Consider the following 20,351-nt stretch of genomic DNA (forward strand, 5'->3'; position numbering starts at 1 on the left):
CTACTCCTTCTCTCCTAATAGATTAAAGGTAACTTTTGAAATTGCGTAAACCAAGATCAAAAGTACAACCGATATACTTGCAGCATAACCCATCATATATCGAATGAATCCAAAGTCTTCAATGTGGTTAACAATTAATTGACCTGCATATTGTGGTGTTGGATTTGATCCTGATAATTGAACACCAATACCACCTGCTTGGAATGTTGAAACAACTGCCATCACCGCACCGAATAACATTTGAGGTTTCATTGAAGGAATTGTAATATATAAAATTTCTTGTGCACGATTTCTAATACCATCGACATATGCAGCCTCATAAAGTGTTTGGTCAATATTTAGAACACCTGCTAACATTGCAAGGAAACCAACCCCCATTGAGCTCCATAATGAGACAATAATCATAATATTCATTAAATATTCTGGTGATTGTAAGAATTGAATTGGTTCTAAGATTAATCCCCAATTTAATAACATACTATTTAAATAACCAGATGCATCACCTGAGAAGATAATTTGCCACATGGTCGACATTGCAACACCCATTGTTAAGGATGGTGAATATAATATGATTGCAAATATTGTTCTAGGTGTTTTTGGTATTTGTGCAAGCATCCATGCAAGTAAAAACGATAAGATATATCCAATTGGACCAACAATTAATGCAAACTTAATCGTATTCGATAAAACATATTGCATAAATACTGTATCAATACTGATTAATTCAATATAGTTTCTAATACCAACATAAGTTGGTGCTTGAATAGCGTTAAAGTAAGTAAATGATAAAACAATAGCTGCAACGACTGGAATCACGATGAAAATAATGAATAATGTCCAGTATGGAATAATAAACCATGCAGGTCCATTCATTTTAGTTAATGGATCAAATTGAATTGTTTTAGTAAACCAGGTTGGTTTCTTTTGTTGTGCTTCCATTATCTTTCCTCCAACCAGTAGTCAACGTTATTCATATTTGGAACTGGATAGTTTTTAACAATTACTCCATCAACAACATATCCAAATTCAGCCATTTTATAAAGAATTTCACGATTTGATACACGGACTGCATTATCTAGTGCTTGTCTTGGATTTGTACCATCAAAGACGATTGTTGTCCAAGCATTTGATATTTCACGTTCAACCATATAAGTACCCGGAATTCTTGGTGCTTCAAGTGCATAATTCCATTGTGCCAACACAATATCACGATAAACCTTTGGCATTGAAACGGTTGCGAATGCATCTAAGTTTGCTGTATTCCAGAAATAAGCTTTACCATAAGTTGCTTGAAGTGTAAATGCAAACTCACTTTGTACCGGTGTTGACATCCACCACTTTAAGAAATCCCAAGCAGCATCTTTTTTATTTGTTGCAGATAAAATCATATTTGCTTGAGCACCAGATGCACTATAACGCACAATTTCATCTTTAGATTGATCATAATAACCTGGATGTAAATCCATGCTCCATAGACCATCTAATTCTTTAGCAGCTGTTTGAAGTAGAATATACGTAGATAAGTCAGAAATACCGATCGGTAATGTACCATATCTAAAGTTATTATAGAAACTTGCAACATATTTTGGAATGTTATATAAAGTGAATAAATCACTCATTAATTTAATACCTTGTAGTGTCTCTTCACTATTAATTGCAGTGCTCATACCGTTATCACTATATAAGTCACCACCAAATTGATAAATAAATGGTAATGTTGCAACAAATGGTTTCAAACCAGTATATTGAGCAAGCGGTACGAAGTAATTTAAGCCATATGATTGTAAAATCGGTAAAATTTCAATAATTTCTTCCCATGTTTGTGGAATATCTGTAATACCAATAGAATCTAAGATATCACGACGATAATAAGTTACCCAGAAGTTTTGAGTTTCAGGTATACCAAAAACACCATCTTCAAAGATAAATGGTATCATTGCACCTTTAGAAAAGTGTGAAACAAGTTCTTGATAGCCTTCAAATTGACGTAGATCAAGTGAAGCATCACGAATTGCAAAATCATAAGGAATCCAGTGATCAACACCAAGTGCAACATCTGGTGATTTACCTGATGTATTTGCAAGAATGAGTTTATTTTGATTTGGCATTTGAGATAGTGTGACACGATAAGGACCATTAAATTGTTGGTCAATCATCGCTTGCATAATTTCAATATATTGTCTTGGGTGATTTACCCAAACAACAAGTTCATCATCACTGCCGTTATTAATTGAATAAGGATTGTTAATAAATGATAAAACTAAACGTTTTGTACCTTCCCAAAGATTAACGAATAAATTACTATGTGGAGAAGGTAACGCAGCATCATAAGAAATCATTGTTCTTTCTAATTCAAGTGGTGATGTCATTAAACGTTGCATCAAGAAACCAAGTAATTGGTTTACAGATGAATCACCATCAGAAAACTGTACCATTCTTGATGGTAATCTATTGATTTCTTCTGCAATGGACATCAGTCTTGATGCAGCGACTCTTAAATTGATAATTTCAGAAGGATTATTGATTGTACTTAAAATAGATAATTCATTATAAAGATCTTCAAGTTCATAAGCCCATGATCTAATATCACCTTGTGCACTAGGGAAATAAATTTCAATATCCCAGTCACGATATGGATCAGTTCCACCTGCAGTATAACGTTTAACATCTAATGCAAGTGATTGAATTTTAGACATAATTTCACGAATCTTTTCAATCGCATTTCTGTAAGGATAAAGCACGGATTCAAAAGTGATTTCATGCATACCAGCGTCTAAATATATGAAGTAAGGATTATTCTCACTATCAACTAAAGTTCTATTGATAAAACTTGTTGTATATGGGAACGCAACTGCTTCGAAATCTTTAAAAGGTACTTCTCCATCGATATAAACTTTACGGAATGTTGCCATATCACGTAATGCATACTGACGATATTTAACACTTAACGTATAAAAACCACTCTCTGGAGCTTCAACTTGATACGTTAAGCTTTGTCCACCGTTTTGCCATGAATCAGAGAATACAACATTTAATCTTAAGAATTGCGTGTCATAATACATATGTGAGGCATCTTGGTCTGGACGCAATCTAATTGATGCATCTGAACGTCTTGAAATATTTCTTGCAGATACTTCACTATAAGCTTTATGTACATCGCTTAAATTTTTACCTTGAAGATATGCTTCGTACGTAGGAATATTTTCTTCAGAAACTAAGTATATTTGACCGATTAATAATTCCGCATTAACATAATGAATACTAATTTCATCATTTGATTTTAATGGGAATAAGAATAAACCTGGATGCAGACCCTTTTGGTCATTGATTTTATGATGCATCCAACCTTTTGTTTTTTCTGATTGTGGTTGAATTTCATTAAAATATCGATCTAACTTAAATTCATCAGTTTCAAATACCCAAATTGAAGGTAAAACAATTGTTTTTGCCTCATAATAAGGATTTTGTCCATTAATACGAATATCAATTTGTGTTGCATCAATAAGACTTGTTAACTCATAAAAATCAATCGCTAGATGATATAAACCATCATTTAATACACCAACATTGAATGAGATTGTATTGTCAGAATCTAATAATGCAATATCGCTTGTTGTATTGCTAAATGCTTGATATGCTGCATATTCTTCACTATAGATTTCATTCGTACCATCAATGATATTAGCATTATATTGGTCAACTAAAAATGCTTCATTGATGTTCACAATTTGTTTGTTGCTATTAGCAACCTTAAATGAAGAATAATAAACAACATCACTCTGCGTGATGGTTGGTTCATAACGATATGATAAATCACTACCATCAATGTAATGATTTAGAGTTTGTGGTTGTAAAAAGGATAACACAACAACTAAAAGTAAGACTGAACCTAATGTTATGAAAATCGTCTTTTTAACTGGAATGATGACTAAAAAATCCTTAATTTTTGTTGTTATCTTTTTTACAAATTGATGCCATTTTGAAACAGGTCTAGGACCTTTAATTTTTTGATTTCTATAATAGTTAATTAAATAAATTGTAAATCCTATTAAAAATAATAGGATTAAACTGTAAAATGTAATTTCTATAAAACCCACGGTGAACCCCTTTTTCTAAATGATGCGTGTGAGAGGAAAAAACCTCTCACACACATACATTCTAGTTTTTATGAACCGCTATTAGGATTACCTAATTCGTTTTTCTTTTGATTGTACAATTCGTTTGCTTTAGTGTTCCATTCAACTGCAAATTGTGGCACTGCAGATGGACCTTGAGTGACTAAAGCTTGCCATGAATAGGCATTGTTTTCAACATCGGTTGCCCAAGTCCAGAAATCTTTATAGCCTGGTAACCATTTATCTAAGTCTGGTTTAGCTTTTTCAATGTGTTGGAAAATATAACTTACACCTTCAATACCATCAACCATTTCTTCTACTCTTTCCCAAATTTCAGGATAATCAGCGATTGGGAAACGGTCTAAATAAGATGGTATAACACCATCTGCTTCTTCAGCAGCACGACGTTCTTCTAAGACATCTAAACGTGCAGCCCAACCTTGACGGCCATAAGTCATCCATTTAGCAAGTAAATATGCTTCTTCTGGATTTTTAGTTTGGCTTGAAACTGCTTGATAGTCAAGAATAACTGGCGGGTATAAACCTTCAGATCCTTGTGGGTATGGCCAGAAACCTAAATCAAATACACCATTATCTTTAGCAGTTTTAATCACGTTAAATTGCCAAGAACCTTCGATATCCATTGCACCATAACCGGTAGAGATTAAATAACCACCTAGGTGAGGATATGTATCGTATTGTTCTTGTGTGAAGTTTTGTAATGTACCATCAGTTAACATTTGAAGTTTAACTTTTTCTTGCATTGCAAAGATCCATTCATCAGATGTGTAATTGAATTTTTCACCATCAAATGTATCATACATAACATCTGCATTGTTCATTGTTGGCCAAACTTGTTGGAAATCTGGTGATCCATACCATGTATCAAGTGCGATGACTGTATTTTGAGGATCTGTAAATGTTGGAGATTTGATTGCTTTAACAATTTCAATAAATTCTGAATATGTCCAGTCTTTTACAGGGTAACCATCTTCATCAATACGGTATTTACCTTCTACTGTTGTAAGGTTAGCTTTTTCAAAGATTGTTAAATTGATCATGATACCTTTTAAAAATTGGAATGAAGGAATTGCATATCTTTTACCATTATATACAGCAGTATCTGCAATATATGGATAGACTAGTTCTGCATCTTCATCTTTGTCCCAATACTCTGCAACATCAAGTGCAAGTTCTGAAACAACGATTGTTGGTACGTTATCTGTTGCAAATACGTCTGGTAAGATACCTACTGTAGCAGCAAGTTGAAGGTTACCAGTGAATTCAGCACCAGATCCACCAATATCAGTTCTTAATTGAACATCAATATGTGGATATGCTTCTTCAAAAGCGTCAATAAGTTTTTGATTCATGTCTTGATCTCCCCAGTCAGCATAAGAAAGCTGGATACGATTTTCGACATCTGGAGTATCACCACATGCTACAAGCAATGTAGCAAGGATTAACCCCACAATCAATGTATATATTTTTTTCATGTAAACCTCCTATTAGAAATTAGGGTAGATAAAGACTTGTGAAATTTCAAATGTTCCTGGAAGTGATGTTAAATCTCCACCTAATGTACCAAAGTCTAATTCAAACTTAATATTTTCTTTTGGTACTGAAACTGTAAAGTTAATTGTAATTGTATGTACAGTATCTGCAGTCACTGCAAAGTCATGACTACCACCTTCAAGCATTGATGAGAAACCTTCGTTTGGTAAAACTAAGTTTACTCTTAAGTCTCTTGATACTGAAGATTTAATTTGAAGCACTAATGTATATTCACCAGCTGCAAGTGTAATACCTTCTTGATAGAAATGAGGGATGTAAGCTTCTGCACCAAGTGTTGTTACAGTAATAACAGCTTTACCAGGTTCCCAAGTCATTGAATTACCTTCAGCAAAGAAGTTCCAGCCATAAGGTTGATCCATTGTTCCGTTGTAAACAGATGCAATTGGTTGATTTCCCTCACCTTGTTTAGTAATTGAAACGTTATCTAAGAAGATAGACACTAAGCCTTCTTCAAATGATGCAAATGCACCACCGAATTCAAATTTAAGTACTTCTTCACCATTTACTTCAGCAGGTGTAGTAAGTTCTAATATAAATGTTTGTTTACCTGTTGTTAAGTTAACTGTTCTATCAGCTTCTAGAATGAAGTTTGCCCAGTTTGATGGGTTAGCAACAAGTGGATTCACTGTCATTGGTTGTGATGCATACATATCAAATTTAAGAAGATAAGTTGTATTAGGTTCTAATTCCAGAACACCTACTTCTGTATCGCCACCAAATGCTGTAACGTCTTGCATAATTTGAAGTTTCCAACCTTCTCCACCAGCCATAAATTTAGTAATATGCATAGCGAATTGGCCATCTTCAATACCGAAGGTTGCTTCACTACCTTCCCAGGAGTTATAGAATCCTCTCCAACCAGAAATTGCAAAATCACTGTTTGTAAGTGGGAAATCGTATGTTAATTCATGTAAACCAACATGATGGAATGTAACTTCACCATCAGCAAATCCAGGTTGATTACCTAATTCAAATGTAAATCTAACAACATGTGTTGGTTGAGTAACTGTAAAGATAAATTCGATACTTGTAGCTGTTGTACCAATTTGTAAACCGTCTTTACGTCCATATTCAACCCATTGACCATGACCGATTGCTACATTCATGCTTCTTGCAACTTCTGCAGAAACAATCGCAACAAATTTATAAGTATGACCTTGTTTTAATTCAACATTTTGTGTTTCTGGTTTAGTTAATTGAACTGCCCAAGCAGCTTCACCACCACCAGTAATATCAAGTGTTAATGAACCTTCAGTTGTATCTTGTGTTACATTAACTTGTGGACCACCTTCTGCATACCAAACAGTCCATGTATCATCTTCAGCGATTGGTTTTGTGAAATCAGAATTTAATTCTGCAAATAAGTTATCTCCAAATAATAAGTCAACGACATTAACAATTGATTCTTCTTCAGATTCATTTCCTAATGTATCTTCAACAAAGTATACGATTCTAAATTGACCAGGAGTTGATGTATCTACTGAATCAACTTCATTATCATCTTCATCAAAGATAGTAACTTCGATTTCTGCAGTGTAATCTTTAGCTTCACCAACATCATACGCAGTTACACCAGCAAGTGGATTGAATGTTGAACCAACTGTAATGTTTTGTTCAGCAATAATACCTGATAATACTGGACCTTCAGTATCTGGATCAGCTGTTGCTTCTTCAACTTTAATATCATCAAAATAGATCGTTGTAGAAACAGCATTTTGATTAACTGTACCTAATTCAAATAAGATTGCACCTTTAGTATTCGTTGGTTTACCCATTGTAAATTTATATGAGTAAGTTGCCCAAGATGTTGTAATGTCTTTATATATTGTTTGACCAGGTTTGAAGTCATTGAAGTATGGATCAGATGGTAATAATTCACCAACTTGAAGATTAATCTTCTTAGGATCGTTTGCTTTTGCTTTAAATGATACTTCGTATGTCTTACCTTGTTCAAAAGTAATACCGTCTTGTCCAAATCTTGGTGTCCAAGCATTAGCACCAACAGTCATTTCAACTTTTAAAGCACCATCTTCAACAGAAAGTTGCATTGCAGCACCATCTGCAACATAGTTAACTGCTGGATTGTTCCAGAATGATAGACCTTGAGAGAAGTCACCATTTTGAATCATCGCATCACCTGTAGGTTCTGGTGTTAAAACAGTTATTTGTCTAAATGTTTCTGCTTTAACTGCACCAACTTGAACAGTATATTTGACCTCAATAGCTTGCGGTGTTGATGTATTTAAAGTACCGTCAGCTTGTAAGTCACCTTTTGCAACAGCTAATGAAGTAAATGTGATTTCATCATCATAATATTTACCGTCATTACCTTTTGCTCTAACACCAGTTAAAACGTTAAAAGGCTCCCCAAATGGCACTTCAACGTTACTAGTTCCTTCAAACATAATTGAAGTTAATTGAACTGTTGTTTCACATGCTACTAGCACCAGTGTTGTCATAAACGCGAATGCTACTAACATTAGTTTACGTATGCTCATATTTAAATATCCTCCTTTTTGATATACGCAATAATTTTGTTAAACTTTTTATTCCGAATTTCTTCGGCTTTAAGACCTTTAATTTGTGATCCTAAGATAACTTCTCTGACATCATCTTTCACAAGTTCATAATGTGAAATGAGAACACCTTTATCATATGTATTTGAATTTGAAGTATTTATGTATTCAACCTCGATTGTTTTAAAGAGATTTGTACGTACTTTACCATCTTTGAAATAATCTTTACGTAAGATAGGGTGTAATTCAAATGTAAGATTGCCATCGATAACTTTAAATAAATCTTTTCCTAAGAACATGTATCGCCAAATGGATAACATTTCTGAGGTTGAGCCTGAAAGTCTTGCAACAAAACCTTGACCATGTTTCGTTTTATCTAAGTTTGAAGAAGTTACAATAAAACTTGAATTTTCTAATGGACTTCTACCATAAACTTTTGGATCCATAAAACATGTGAAGTTTGTTTCAGTTTCATCATAGAATGTGTCATATAACCCAGCTTTAATGAGTGATAACACATATTTATATGTCATGTGAAGGAAGTTTGATTCACGTTCTAACCAACCTTTTTGGAATGCTTTAATTCTGCCTATTTCATCAGGCATTTCATCAAGTGGGACAGATGTTTGATAGAACTTCATCTTCTGATCATATAATTTAGATTGTTTAACGGCATTATAGATTTCTTTAGCTTCTTCAGTTTTTGCAAGTTTTGCAAGATATCTAGCTGGAGCTTCTAAGAATGGAACGATTGGATTAAGTTCAAATGATTTCACTCTAACAAGTGGTAATCCATAATCACCAATGATATCTTGACCATCTTTTTGAATCTTTTCAAATTCTTTTGCCTCATACGTAAGATATGTTGGTATAACTGGTGCAAGATCTTTTGCTTTTTTAATTCCTTCTTTAAGAATTTCATCTAGATGATCTATGAGGTTAATAAATGAACTTGCTGTGTATTCATAAACTTCTTGATCTGCTTTTAAGACTTCTCGATAGTGTTCAAGTGCATCAATTCTAGTTTCAAAATCTTTTGCAATTTTGAGATTTGAACCTAGTTCAGCAGTAGATTTTAAAATGTATACAGGTTCTGTTTGATATTTAAGTAATAATTTTTTAACAAATTTAGTTAGTTTTCTTAACTCGATTGTTTCCCCAACACCTGAACCAAAGAGTCCAGGTAAACCATTCATCGCATCATTCCAACCAGGTTTTCCTGCTTCATACATAATACCAATACCCAGTGGATCGAGTGCTCCGAATTTGGAAAGTATTAATGTGATTAACTTGCCTATTAAGTTGACCCTTAAGGTCGCATCACGCCCTTTTAACCATGTATCTGGTTGTCCATGATGATGTTTAATTGCATCGTATTGTCTAACTTTGCCTTGTTTCGTTAGAACATATTTTTGATCTCTTGGTTTAACATCAACCGGTGATTTAAAGAATGGATACTTCATATCATCGAAAAGTAATTTCTTTTCTTTATCTGGATATATTGCTAAATATAGTTCAATTAAGTCATAAAGATACGTAAAGTGATCTTGCCAGTAACCTTCACCAAAATGTGCAATGAATTCTACTTTAGAATCTTTTAGAATTTGATGCATTGATTCTTCTAAATTAAGTGGTGTTTTAACAAGGACCTCAGCAATCATGCCTAAGCTAAATAAATCTTTTAAAACTTCATCAAGTTCTTTGATTCCAAAAGGTTTACCTTCGTATCTAAACTTGATACCTTCAATTGAAAGTGGATTATAACCATCTGCTTGAATCAGAGAACCAAATTGATAGATATTAAAGTCATCAATTTCAGGATAGAACAATAAATCATTTCTTCTGTTTTGTAAAACGTCTCTAAAGTTACCATTACCTTGAGAATAAAATCTCGGTTCTAGTGAAAAGAAATTATAATCTCTTTCTAAATCACCGTGTTTTCTTGAGAATAAATGATATGCACCAAAACCATCTTTTGTTTCAATTGGAAGTGGTACTCCACCACGCATTAAATTATCTAGATAACATTGTTTCAAGTATGCATCAAATATTGGATGTGCAGTTTCAGTCTTAATGTCATCTAAGAGTTCATCATGCAATTTTTTGTTTTCTTCTTGTTTAGAAAGTAAATCTTTTAGTGTTAATGTTTTAACAATTGTTTCTAAATCATTTCTATTTTCAGCGTGTCCAATAACTGAAACTTGCGTATATGATTCAGTTAAATCAAATTCACTCATTGTAAAACCAGAAGGAACTTGATTTATATGTGTTTGATGACCATTAAATAAATTTTTTTCATCTAAACCATGCGGTAATTGAAGACTTGAGTCATTTTTAAAGATTAATCGATAATCATATACATATTTAGATTGTTTAACTTTATCTTGTTTTGTAAAGTAATAATTACCGAAATCTACTTTTTTAACTTCTGCTGTGTCTTCAGTTGACGCAGATAATTTGTAGAATAAATAATCTTTATAATCAAGTGCTAACATCCAAGATTGAAGTAGATTAGACACTGCCTTATATCCACCGTAATCAATACCAGCAGGTAAAATCTGTGCTAGTCCATCTACAAGAAGTAATGATTGGGGTTCTTTTTTTAAATTCTTTAACACGACTTTTCTTGCAAGTCCTGCAAATGTCATGTTAGGCAGTGTATAATATGTTACTTCTACTTTGATTCCTAATTGTTCATTTGTTTCTTCGATCATTAGTTGATGACGATCGATGATCATTTTTTGATTTTTATTATCTTCTTTGAAAAACTCATGAATCCTATCATTGACTTTTACAAATGTTCTAAAGCCAATAGTTCTTGTGTACATATATGCAAGATTACCTGGATAAAATTCTAAAATCGCACCGTTTTTATCTCTTAGTCCAAAAGACGAAATAGCTTGACCACGATTGATGTAAAAACTCCAAAGTGGTTTGCCAAGCTTACCTGCTATACCTGAGAGAAATGATGCGAAAGGTTTATCTTTTTGATAATCTTCAATGATGTAACTTTGATTTTGTAAATACCCCATAAACTCTCCTTATTTGAGAAATCGGTTTCCCCATACATACAAATTAATTTAGTTACTATGTAATATCTTTTATGAAATCGGTTTCCTTAAAGTTCACTTTTATCTTATCATGAAATGAATGCGTTTTCAATAAATTTAATTTGATTTTCCTATTAGTGACTACAAGTTGCATATTTATGCTTCTTTTGTAGACTCCCTTTTAATTAATTTTGTATCGATTAATGTAACGTCTGGTACTTCTGTGTCAGGATTTTCTATCATAGATAGTAATGTTTTAGCTGCTGTTTCACCTAAGATTTTACGATCTTGCATCATGGTTGTTAAACTTGGTGTGACATATCTTGCAACTGGGATGTCATCAAATCCAATGACTTGAATTTGATTTGGTACATCAATTTTATGATCTTGAAATGCTTTTAATACACCTAATGAAATTTCATCTGATGAAACAAATAAAACTTCAGGTAAGTCTTCATTACCAAGTAAATTTAGAGTTGCTTGATAACCTGATGTAAATCCAAATCCTTGTGCATATACGATATGTTTCTCATTAATCGGTAAATTAAAGGCATTCATATATTTCTTATATGCATTGAAACGTTGTTCAAAGGCTTTTGATTGTTGTGGACCAACAACCATACCAATTTTCTTTTTATTTAATTTTTGAACTGAGTATTCTAATATTGATTTAACTGCATGATCATTATCTGAAACAACAGCTTTTAAGCCCTTTAAAACCATATCAGTTGAAACAACAGGAATTTCAGAACCGATTAATTCTTCGATACCTTTATCATTGTAGTTGCCAACAACGATATATACGCCATCAACTTTTTTATTCATACACCATTTTAAATATGAAAGTCGATTCTTGCCTAATTTAGTAACAATAAATGACAGTTCATAACCTTCATTTTCAACATATGTTTTAAAGTGTTGAAGAACACTTGAAAAGAATGGATGTTCTAATCCAATGTTTAATTCTTCACTAAAAATAACACCAATTGTTTTTGAAGACTTACTCTTAAGCATTCTTGCAGACATGGTTGGTACATAACCAACCTTTTCAATGTACTCAAGAATGCGTGTTCTTGTTGCTTCACTAACTTTTCCTGTATTATTCAAAACTTTTGAAATCGTTCCTGGTGATACATCCAGTTCTTTTGCTAAAGTATAAATATTTTGTTTTTTCATTTTGTGCCTCTTCTATTGAAATACTTTTATATAATCGACTAAAAACTCAACCGGGAAGATTGAATCATCAATCGATCCACCCCAAGTACCTCCGATTGCTAAATTGATAATCATATAAAATTGATCATCAAATGGCCAATCAGCATAGTCTTTCTTATCCTCTTTTTTAACCTCAGTTAAGAATATATCATCTACATAGTATTTAAATCCAGTTTCAGTCCACTCCAATCTAAATACATGGAAATCATCCGTAATACCTTCTATTTTTTGACTAAAATGAAAATTATTACCTTTAACATGGTTATAATTTTTTGAATGTAATGAGAAATGGACTTTTTCTTGATCTTTACCAACATGTTCCATTAAATCAATTTCACCACATTCAGGCCATCTAATACCTTCATTTCTTTTTTCACCTAAAAACCAAAATGCAGGCCATGTACCTAAACCTTTTGGAATTTTCATTCGAACTTCAAATGTACCGTATTTAAATCCAACTTTTTGGTAGGAGGTAAGTTTTGCTGAAGTATAGTTTCTGTGTTCAAATTGTTCTTTTTTTGCAACGATATGTAAAATGCTATCCTTTACATAAACATTATCTAATCTATTTGTATAAAATTGATCTTCTTGGTTACCAAAACCAGAACCACCAACTTCAATATTCCAAACGTCTTGATTAGGTAAACCCTCACCTAAAAAATGTTCTTCAAATATGAGCTTTTTCATATGCTTTCTCCAACAACCCATGTGCTTCTTGATCAAGATAAATTCGTGGTGAATTTTCATAGGATGTATTTTCTTCTTCAATAATAAGTAATTGGCAATCGGTACTAAAAGTATGTGTATGGAAAACACCTTTTTTAACATTATAAACTTTATTTGGTTCTAAATTAACAGAATCAAAACCAATAACTTTACCGTCAATAACTTCTGCAAAGTAAAGTGTTGCATTTCCACGAAGTAAGACAAATGCTTCATCAGTTTCATTATGTGCTTCGACGTAATTTATATTTTGAATTAAGAGTTCATCTGTATAATTTAAAATTGCCAAACGCCATGAACTATATGAGAACAACTTTTTATATCCAACACCTTCAAAACTGTGAATTTCATAGTTCATCTAAGTAAACCTCCAGATTGTCTTTTAAATCACTCAAGTTTTCAATAACTTGTCCCTGTGATATCATTTTCACAATTTTGTAATTGCCATAATCTAGATGTTTTTCATTGTGATATGTAACTTTAACTTTGTTACCTTTAATAATTGTTGTAATTGAGGCTTTACCATTGATGAAGTCAGTTTGAGTAAGTTTAGGCTCAAGCATTAATTTACCGAGCACTAATTTGATACCAAAAACTTCATCGCGTAACAGTTTTAATAACCAACTTGCTGAACCTGTTAAGTATAGATATTTCCCTACTGCTTGATCATTAAAATATTCAGGAATACCGGCAAGTACTTGTGCGTCTTTATCAAGTGCTTTGTTGATTAATGTTTGGAAACCTTCTTTTCCTAATGAAACTAAGTTGTATCGATAGAGTCCATAAATGTACATGATTGCCATATGAGAGAACATTGCACCGTTTTCTTTATGACCATATTGGAATCCATATGCTCTGCCTAATTCCATCATAACTTTGTCGTAGTTTGTATTGAGTAAATATCCACCAAACTCAGGTCTAAAGAGTAGTTTTTTAGTGGTATCTGCAACTGCTTCTGCATCTTCTTGATCAAGCGTTTCTGAAAGTAATGCCATTGCTTGACCAGTTAAATTCATTGTCTCTTCATTATCGACTAAATCACCAAAATTGTTGACATAACTTTGCAAATGACTTTGCTTAATCCATGCAAATTGCTCAATATGTCTTAATCTTCTAAAGTAATGAATTTCAAGTTTTTGAATGAGTTCATTTTTATCGACTAAAATGATTCTGTCATTAAAATGTTTAACTCTGTTGAAAAATGAATGTAAATCAATTTTTTCATTAATTAAAAGATATAAGCTTTCAAACATTTCAATTGGACCATCAAGTTCGGTAATTAAATCTGCTAATACTTTTAAATTATTTGCATAAAAATGCGTAAATGCTATTGTTTCACCTAAATCATGTGCCATATCAAGTCCATCGTTCCAGTCAGCATCTTCTAGTTTGACAAATCCATGTTTTCCAGTATTCAAATGTGCAACCATATTTTGTAGAAGTAAGTGTTCTAAAACTGTACCATGATACGTTGTATTCGATAGCTTTAATTTATGGTCTTCAGAAATATTTTCTTTTATTTGATGAGTATAATGTGTAAATTGGTCATCAAAATAACTTTGTTTCTTTAATAGAAACTCCAAATTACCAGTTTCATCGATATACATTTTAGTTGTTAAAAGTGGCCATGCACCATGGTCTGACCAAACTCTCACAATTTTATTTCTATCTGCTACAAATTCACCTGGTTTATCACCGATGATTGTCGCATTCGAACCATCGATTCTAATACCTGCAAAATTATTGAATAATAATTCATTTACTGACGAATCATTGAACATAATTAAGGAAAGTAAATCTTGCCATAAATCTCGCCAACCTCTACCACCACGACCATAATCATGATGCGGTAAATAAGAATTTCCAAAATATCTTCTTAATACCGGTTGAAGTGTTACCCATTCTAACAATTCAGAAGTTTCTTTATTTTCAATTTCAAAATTTAATTTATCAGTATATGATTTAAAATGCGCTTCAACTTTTTTAAGTTCATCTTCAAAAGTCTTTGAATCAAAATATTTCTCTGATACTTTTTCTAGATCATCTTCTTTTGAAACACCTATGACTACAGTTAAAACTTTAGATTCATTTGGTTTTAAAATAAACTTTTCAAAGCCAATTGCCCCAATTACTTCATAGCCATTTGCTGGTTTCGTATCTTTTAGATTCAATCCTCTTGGGAAATTCAACGAACCACCATTGATAAAATCATCTAGATTACTTATGATTCTATTGACTTTAATGTCTTTAATATCTGCAAATACTGAGTAGGTATAATGATTTTCTAAATGTCCTCTTTCATCAAATGATAATGTTGGTTTCATCAAAATACCATTTGATTTATGCATTGTACGATTTAATAGTGATGTTACATGTCTATGATCTCTTAAATTATCTGCACTTCTTCCATACAAAGGAATTGCTGTAATCGTATCAACTTCAAGCACTTTTAATGAATTATTTTTTATTTCAATTTTATGGACTTCAACTAAATCATCAACAGGTATAAATGATGTTGTTGAAAGATCAAATAATGCGTTTTTTCTCAAAACTTTTTGATATAAACCACCAATCGTTAGATAAACTTCATCATTTTGTTGAATTTCAGTGTCACCATTTAAAAAGTATCTTTGTCCATTGACAGTAAAAATAACATTTCTTGAGAGTTGATGTTTAAATAAAGATAATTCTGAAACTGGTTCTAAGACAAAATGATGATGATCAAGTTTTAAATCACCACCAAAATAAGGGGTAATTGAAGCTTTTAATCCCTTTAAATTAAAAAGTGGTAAGTAATGACCATAATTTTTATCTAATTTGATGATTTTTTCCATAGGTCTCCTATCCGTGTTTGACCGCTTTTATTTGTTTAAATGTAATCCCCGATTTATTAAACTTAAATGTCAGTGTATGATGTCCTTTATCCATTAAGACAAATGTTCTTGTTTCTATCATTTCACCGTTTGTTCCATGAATTGTTAAAGTTGACTTATGATGATTGTCAACAAAAATAGAGAAAGGTATTTGAGCAAGATTGTTGTCTTTAGCTGAAAGTTGGAACTCAAGTATATATTTTCCTTTAGATTCAACATCTACCTGATAACTGATTAAATCATTTTTATTTGTTACTTCAAGATTTTCATCAATCAAAATACCTTCTGTTTTTTGAACAATTGAATCAAATGATAGTAATGCACTTTCCCATGCACCACCCTTGAGTTGGATTCTTGGTTCATCTTTTAATTTATTTAAGTCAACCAGTGGTTTAGATTGATCAAGGTAATCTTTAGTATAAAAATGATAAATAGATTGTTCACCTTGATTCGTTTTAACCAGTGTTGCATGATTGAACTTTTCATTTAATTCAATTAAATCAACATAAGCACTTAAACTTTCGAATGTATCTTCATTTTCAAACACATGTATAAATTCTAAATTGTTAAGTTTGTAAGTTTTTTTATTTAAATTAAGCATTGAAATTGTCGGTATGTAAGTTTTATCTTTTATGACCTTTAACCAGCTTCTATGATGATATTTATATGGTTTAAATTCAATGTTGTGAAGACTTGCAAATGCAGGTGATTTCATCACATAACCTAATATATGTTTAGCTGTTTCTTGTAGCTGTGAAAGATGTAGTGATCCTTCTTCTATTGAATTTTTCGTATTGTCTTGATTAGAATTTGATTTGGCATCACTAATAACCATGTAGATATCATTTGTTGAAATGATCATAGCTTTTGTGTTGGTTTTAGTACCTTCACCACCAAAATCATTCATTTTAGCCCACCAGTCAGTCATAATAAAGCCTTTAAAGCCCCATTCATCACGGACGAGTTTCTTATTAACTTCATAATTTGATGCAGTCCAAATGCCATTTACAGGGTTGTACGATGTCATGATGACATCTGCTCCACCATCTTTGATTGCAATCTCAAATCCTTTTAAATAGATTTCTCTTTGTGCACGTTCTGAAATGACTGCATCAACATTAAATCGATCGGTTTCTTGATTATTTCCAAATAAATGTTTTAAACTACCTGAAACACCCGCTTTATGTAATCCTTTGATAAAACTTGATGCCATTAAACCTGTGAGTAATGGATCTTCACTAAAGTATTCAAAGTTTCTGCCATTTAATGGGTGACGCATGATATTCATACCAGGTCCTAATAAAACATCGATATTATAACCGCGCATTTCAAGACCAACTAAATAATAAAGTGATTCTACTAAATCTAAATTAAAAGTCGATGCAAGATGTGTACCAATTGGTGTGGATGATGCTAAGAAACCTGAATCCATTCTAATACCTGATGGTCCATCTGCTGCACAAAGAATTGGTACACCTCTTTGTTTAAGTTCTTCAGTCACACCACCAAATGCCGCTGCAGTTCCGGGAGTTACTTTTGGTGATGACATACCTTCACCACGTGTTAATTCTATAAGTTGATTTATCTCAAGTGAACTGATAAATGAATCTAAACTTTCTTTTTTCAAAAATACATCTTTTAAGTTGATTTCTTTTTCTACTTTTTCAATTGGTTTTTTAAGTTCAGATTGAATACGTTGATTGTAGTCAACTGTTCTTAATGGAACATCAACAAATGTTTCATTTAAGTTCAAATCTGGTTTTAGACGTTTAAATTGAATATTTGGTGCATTGATTTCAGTAGAAATTGCAGTAATAAGATCATCCTTAATTTGAATTTGTCCATATTTAGATATATTTCTAACTGAATTACCAATATAAAATTGATATAATCCTTTTTCTAAAACATAACTGGATTTATAAATTAAACCTTCATCATCATATGAGGCTAATTTAAACAAATCAATTTCAAATGAAATATTTGTATCTTCATTAGGTTTTAAAAGTTTAGTTTTTGAGAAAGCTGTCAGTACTTTTTTTGGTTTACCAAGTAAACCTTGAGGTGCCTCATAATAAATTTGAATGACTTCTTTACCATCAAATTCACCAATATTCTTAACATTTACTGTGAATTTAATAGTTTTATCTTCAACATCAAACGATACTGGTGTCACAAGAAAATCTGTATATGTTAGACCGAATCCAAATGGGAATCTCACTCTATCCTTTTTAAATGTTTCAAAATATCTATACCCAACATAAATATCTTCTTCATAAAAAATTCTAGTAGGTTTTCCAAATGTCTTATTAGATGGATAGTCTTCCAACTTTCTAGAAATTGTCATTGGTAATTTACCTGATGGTGTGACATAGCCTGTTAAAACATCCACTAAACCTAATGCGCCATACATTCCACCATGCCAAGCAAGTACCAAACTATCAATTTTATATTGATCCATAAATGATAAATCGATTACACTACCAACATTTAAAATAACAACAGTATGTTTAAATTTTGATGTGACTTGTTTAAGAAGTTTTTCTTCGTTATCTGTTAAATAATAACTTCCCTTTTGTTGTGAATGATCTCTGTCTTCACCTGCAGTTCGTCCAAAAACAATGATTGCTACATCATTTCTTTTACTTGCAGCTAAAATTAGTTTGTCATCAAGTTCCATTTCAACTTGTGCCCATGGTTCTGATGCCCATTGACCAGATCCTTGATCAAATGGATGTTCTTCTATCCATTTTTGGTATGTCTCAAAGATTTGATCATCTACAGAAACACGCGGATTACGTTTAAGTGATTCAATGATAGAAGGTACATAATTCACATTGACTAATCCACCGGAACCAGTTCCAGATTTGTAATAATCAAATTGAATTCTTCCAAAAACTGCGATTCTCTTTTCTAAAAGAGGTAATAATTTACCGTTATTTTTTAATAAAACAACCCCTTCAGTGGATGCATAGTAAGAAAAACTAGCAAGTTCGCTTAAGGGGTTCATTTGATTAATCTTAATTTGTTCTTTTTTATGTAACATATGCTTATTCCCTATAAGTATGAAGAAATCGGTTTCCTAATTTCATTATAGAGAAATAAAAATAAAATTCAAGTCTTTTAACTACTTTCTGTTAACTTTTTTGAAATCGCTTACTTAATCTTGCTTCTTTGGATAGCTTTATAGGTGTAATAACCACCAAATAATAATGCAACCACACCTAAATAAATACCAATGTAAAACATTAAACCTTCAGTTAGGATAGGTTTAATATTCATTTCACGTTCTAAATCTTCTGTGGTCCAACCTAATTCAAAATCGGATTCATCAAAAGCATCTAAATCAATATCAAGTACTAGACTAACAAAAGTATCACCTTCATAATCTTTAACTTCAATTGAAATTAAATCACTTTCTTCTAAAACAATGAATTGATAAATGAATCCAAGTTGATCTTGATTATAGTTAAATGATAAAGCTAAATATTTATATGACTCATGAACTTTAGTATCTAATAAGATTTCATTTGAACTGTTTTTAAATATAAATTGAGTTAAATCATTTGGATCTTCATTTGAGGATGCTCTTAAAATTGCACCATTTGGAACAGTAAAAGTTATTAATTGGTGAGTTAATTCTCCTTCATATTCTGTTACAATCCAATATGTTTCTGAAACGAAGCCATTATTTTCCGTTCTTTCTAATGACTTAAAATATTTAACTTGATATGCGACAAAGTTATCAAAATCTAAGTCGTTTTTTACTTCATTATGAAGTCTTTCCTGTAGTTTTGCAGTTTCTCCATAAACGATTGAACTCATTCCTAAGAAAAATACAACCAGTAATCCGATGACTGCGATAATAATTGCTGCTAATTTGCTCATAATTTCACCTTCTAAGTTTAGAAAAAACGCGATATTTCACGCGTTTTTATTTTTTATTGTTCAGAATCTTCTGGTAATGGATCAAATGAGAAACCAATTGAATCAGTTACCTTGAGTGAAAAACATAATCCTTGTGCTTCGCTGTTAATACCATATTGATCTGTGATTGCTTGCATCAATGTATCTCTTTGTTCATCTTTACATACAACAAGTAAGACGTCTTTTTCTGGATGTAATGTAATTCCAAAGAATTTTGCTTTTTCAGTAGATAATGAGCTTCGGCCATGTAGAATCGTACCACCACGTGCACCAGCTTTTCTAGCTGCTTTCATTGCATCATAAGCAAAGCCATGATTGGCAATATATACAATTAATGTTTGTCCAGTTTGAGCATTCATT

At 32.0% G+C, this 20,351-nt stretch carries 12 protein-coding genes; all 12 read right to left on the reverse strand.

Annotation, left to right across the window (positions count from 1 at the left end):
- Positions 1-873, reverse strand: coding sequence for a carbohydrate ABC transporter permease (locus tag JV173_RS02620; protein WP_372433659.1), 873 nt, complete (start codon positions 871-873; stop codon positions 1-3).
- A 65-nt stretch (positions 874-938) separates the two neighbouring features.
- A complete protein-coding gene (locus JV173_RS07140) occupies positions 939-4,097 on the reverse strand; it encodes an extracellular solute-binding protein (RefSeq protein ID WP_205734742.1) in 3,159 nt (1,052 codons plus the stop codon).
- 68 nt (positions 4,098-4,165) lie between these two features.
- Positions 4,166-5,611: an ABC transporter substrate-binding protein gene (locus JV173_RS02630; RefSeq protein WP_205734743.1), complete on the reverse strand. Its 1,446-nt coding sequence runs from the start codon at positions 5,609-5,611 to the stop codon at positions 4,166-4,168.
- Between the two features lie 12 nt (positions 5,612-5,623).
- A complete protein-coding gene (locus tag JV173_RS02635; protein WP_205734744.1) occupies positions 5,624-8,188 on the reverse strand; it encodes a carbohydrate binding domain-containing protein in 2,565 nt (854 codons plus the stop codon).
- Between the two features lie 2 nt (positions 8,189-8,190).
- Positions 8,191-11,238 (reverse strand): hypothetical protein, encoded by a 3,048-nt coding sequence (locus tag JV173_RS02640; RefSeq protein WP_205734745.1) that lies wholly within the window; start codon positions 11,236-11,238, stop codon positions 8,191-8,193.
- A 174-nt stretch (positions 11,239-11,412) separates the two neighbouring features.
- A complete protein-coding gene (locus tag JV173_RS02645) occupies positions 11,413-12,432 on the reverse strand; it encodes a LacI family DNA-binding transcriptional regulator (RefSeq protein ID WP_205734746.1) in 1,020 nt (339 codons plus the stop codon).
- 12 nt (positions 12,433-12,444) lie between these two features.
- On the reverse strand, positions 12,445-13,158 hold the full coding sequence (locus JV173_RS02650) for a glycoside hydrolase family 16 protein (RefSeq protein ID WP_205734747.1): 714 nt from the start codon (positions 13,156-13,158) through the stop codon (positions 12,445-12,447).
- Positions 13,139-13,552, reverse strand: a complete 414-nt coding sequence (locus tag JV173_RS02655; protein WP_205734748.1) for a cupin domain-containing protein — start codon at positions 13,550-13,552, stop codon at positions 13,139-13,141. The genes JV173_RS02650 and JV173_RS02655 overlap by 20 nt, the downstream gene beginning before the upstream one ends.
- Positions 13,542-16,028: a GH36-type glycosyl hydrolase domain-containing protein gene (locus JV173_RS02660; protein ID WP_205734749.1), complete on the reverse strand. Its 2,487-nt coding sequence runs from the start codon at positions 16,026-16,028 to the stop codon at positions 13,542-13,544. Before JV173_RS02660 ends, JV173_RS02655 begins: the two co-directional genes overlap by 11 nt.
- Before the next feature lie 7 nt (positions 16,029-16,035).
- The gene (locus JV173_RS02665) at positions 16,036-19,110 is read right to left on the reverse strand and encodes a glycoside hydrolase family 3 protein (RefSeq protein WP_205734750.1); all 3,075 of its coding nucleotides are present in this window, start codon (positions 19,108-19,110) and stop codon (positions 16,036-16,038) included.
- A 110-nt stretch (positions 19,111-19,220) separates the two neighbouring features.
- Entirely contained in the window at positions 19,221-19,952 is a 732-nt protein-coding gene (locus JV173_RS02670; RefSeq protein WP_205734751.1) for a hypothetical protein, read from the reverse strand.
- Positions 19,953-20,005: 53 nt separating this feature from the next.
- Complete coding sequence (locus tag JV173_RS02675; protein WP_205734752.1) at positions 20,006-20,350, reverse strand: hypothetical protein; 345 nt, start codon at positions 20,348-20,350, stop codon at positions 20,006-20,008.
- Position 20,351: the final 1 nt, after the last annotated feature.

Origin of the sequence: Acholeplasma equirhinis (assembly GCF_017052655.1) — a bacterium.
Classification (GTDB): Bacteria; Bacillota_I; Bacilli_A; order Acholeplasmatales; family Acholeplasmataceae; genus Acholeplasma; species Acholeplasma equirhinis.

Bases quoted from the DNA above. Each gene is read 5' to 3' on its own strand.
- JV173_RS02620 (WP_372433659.1), bottom strand. From the start codon at position 873: ATGAATGGACCTGCATGGTTTATTATTCCATACTGGACATTATTCATT.
- JV173_RS02630 (WP_205734743.1), bottom strand. From the start codon at position 5,611: ATGAAAAAAATATATACATTGATTGTGGGGTTAATCCTTGCTACATTG.
- JV173_RS02635 (WP_205734744.1), bottom strand. From the start codon at position 8,188: ATGAGCATACGTAAACTAATGTTAGTAGCATTCGCGTTTATGACAACA.
- JV173_RS02640 (WP_205734745.1), bottom strand. From the start codon at position 11,238: ATGGGGTATTTACAAAATCAAAGTTACATCATTGAAGATTATCAAAAA.
- JV173_RS02645 (WP_205734746.1), bottom strand. From the start codon at position 12,432: ATGAAAAAACAAAATATTTATACTTTAGCAAAAGAACTGGATGTATCA.
- JV173_RS02650 (WP_205734747.1), bottom strand. From the start codon at position 13,158: ATGAAAAAGCTCATATTTGAAGAACATTTTTTAGGTGAGGGTTTACCT.
- JV173_RS02655 (WP_205734748.1), bottom strand. From the start codon at position 13,552: ATGAACTATGAAATTCACAGTTTTGAAGGTGTTGGATATAAAAAGTTG.
- JV173_RS02660 (WP_205734749.1), bottom strand. From the start codon at position 16,028: ATGGAAAAAATCATCAAATTAGATAAAAATTATGGTCATTACTTACCA.
- JV173_RS02665 (WP_205734750.1), bottom strand. From the start codon at position 19,110: ATGTTACATAAAAAAGAACAAATTAAGATTAATCAAATGAACCCCTTA.
- JV173_RS02670 (WP_205734751.1), bottom strand. From the start codon at position 19,952: ATGAGCAAATTAGCAGCAATTATTATCGCAGTCATCGGATTACTGGTT.
- JV173_RS02675 (WP_205734752.1), bottom strand. From the start codon at position 20,350: ATGAATGCTCAAACTGGACAAACATTAATTGTATATATTGCCAATCAT.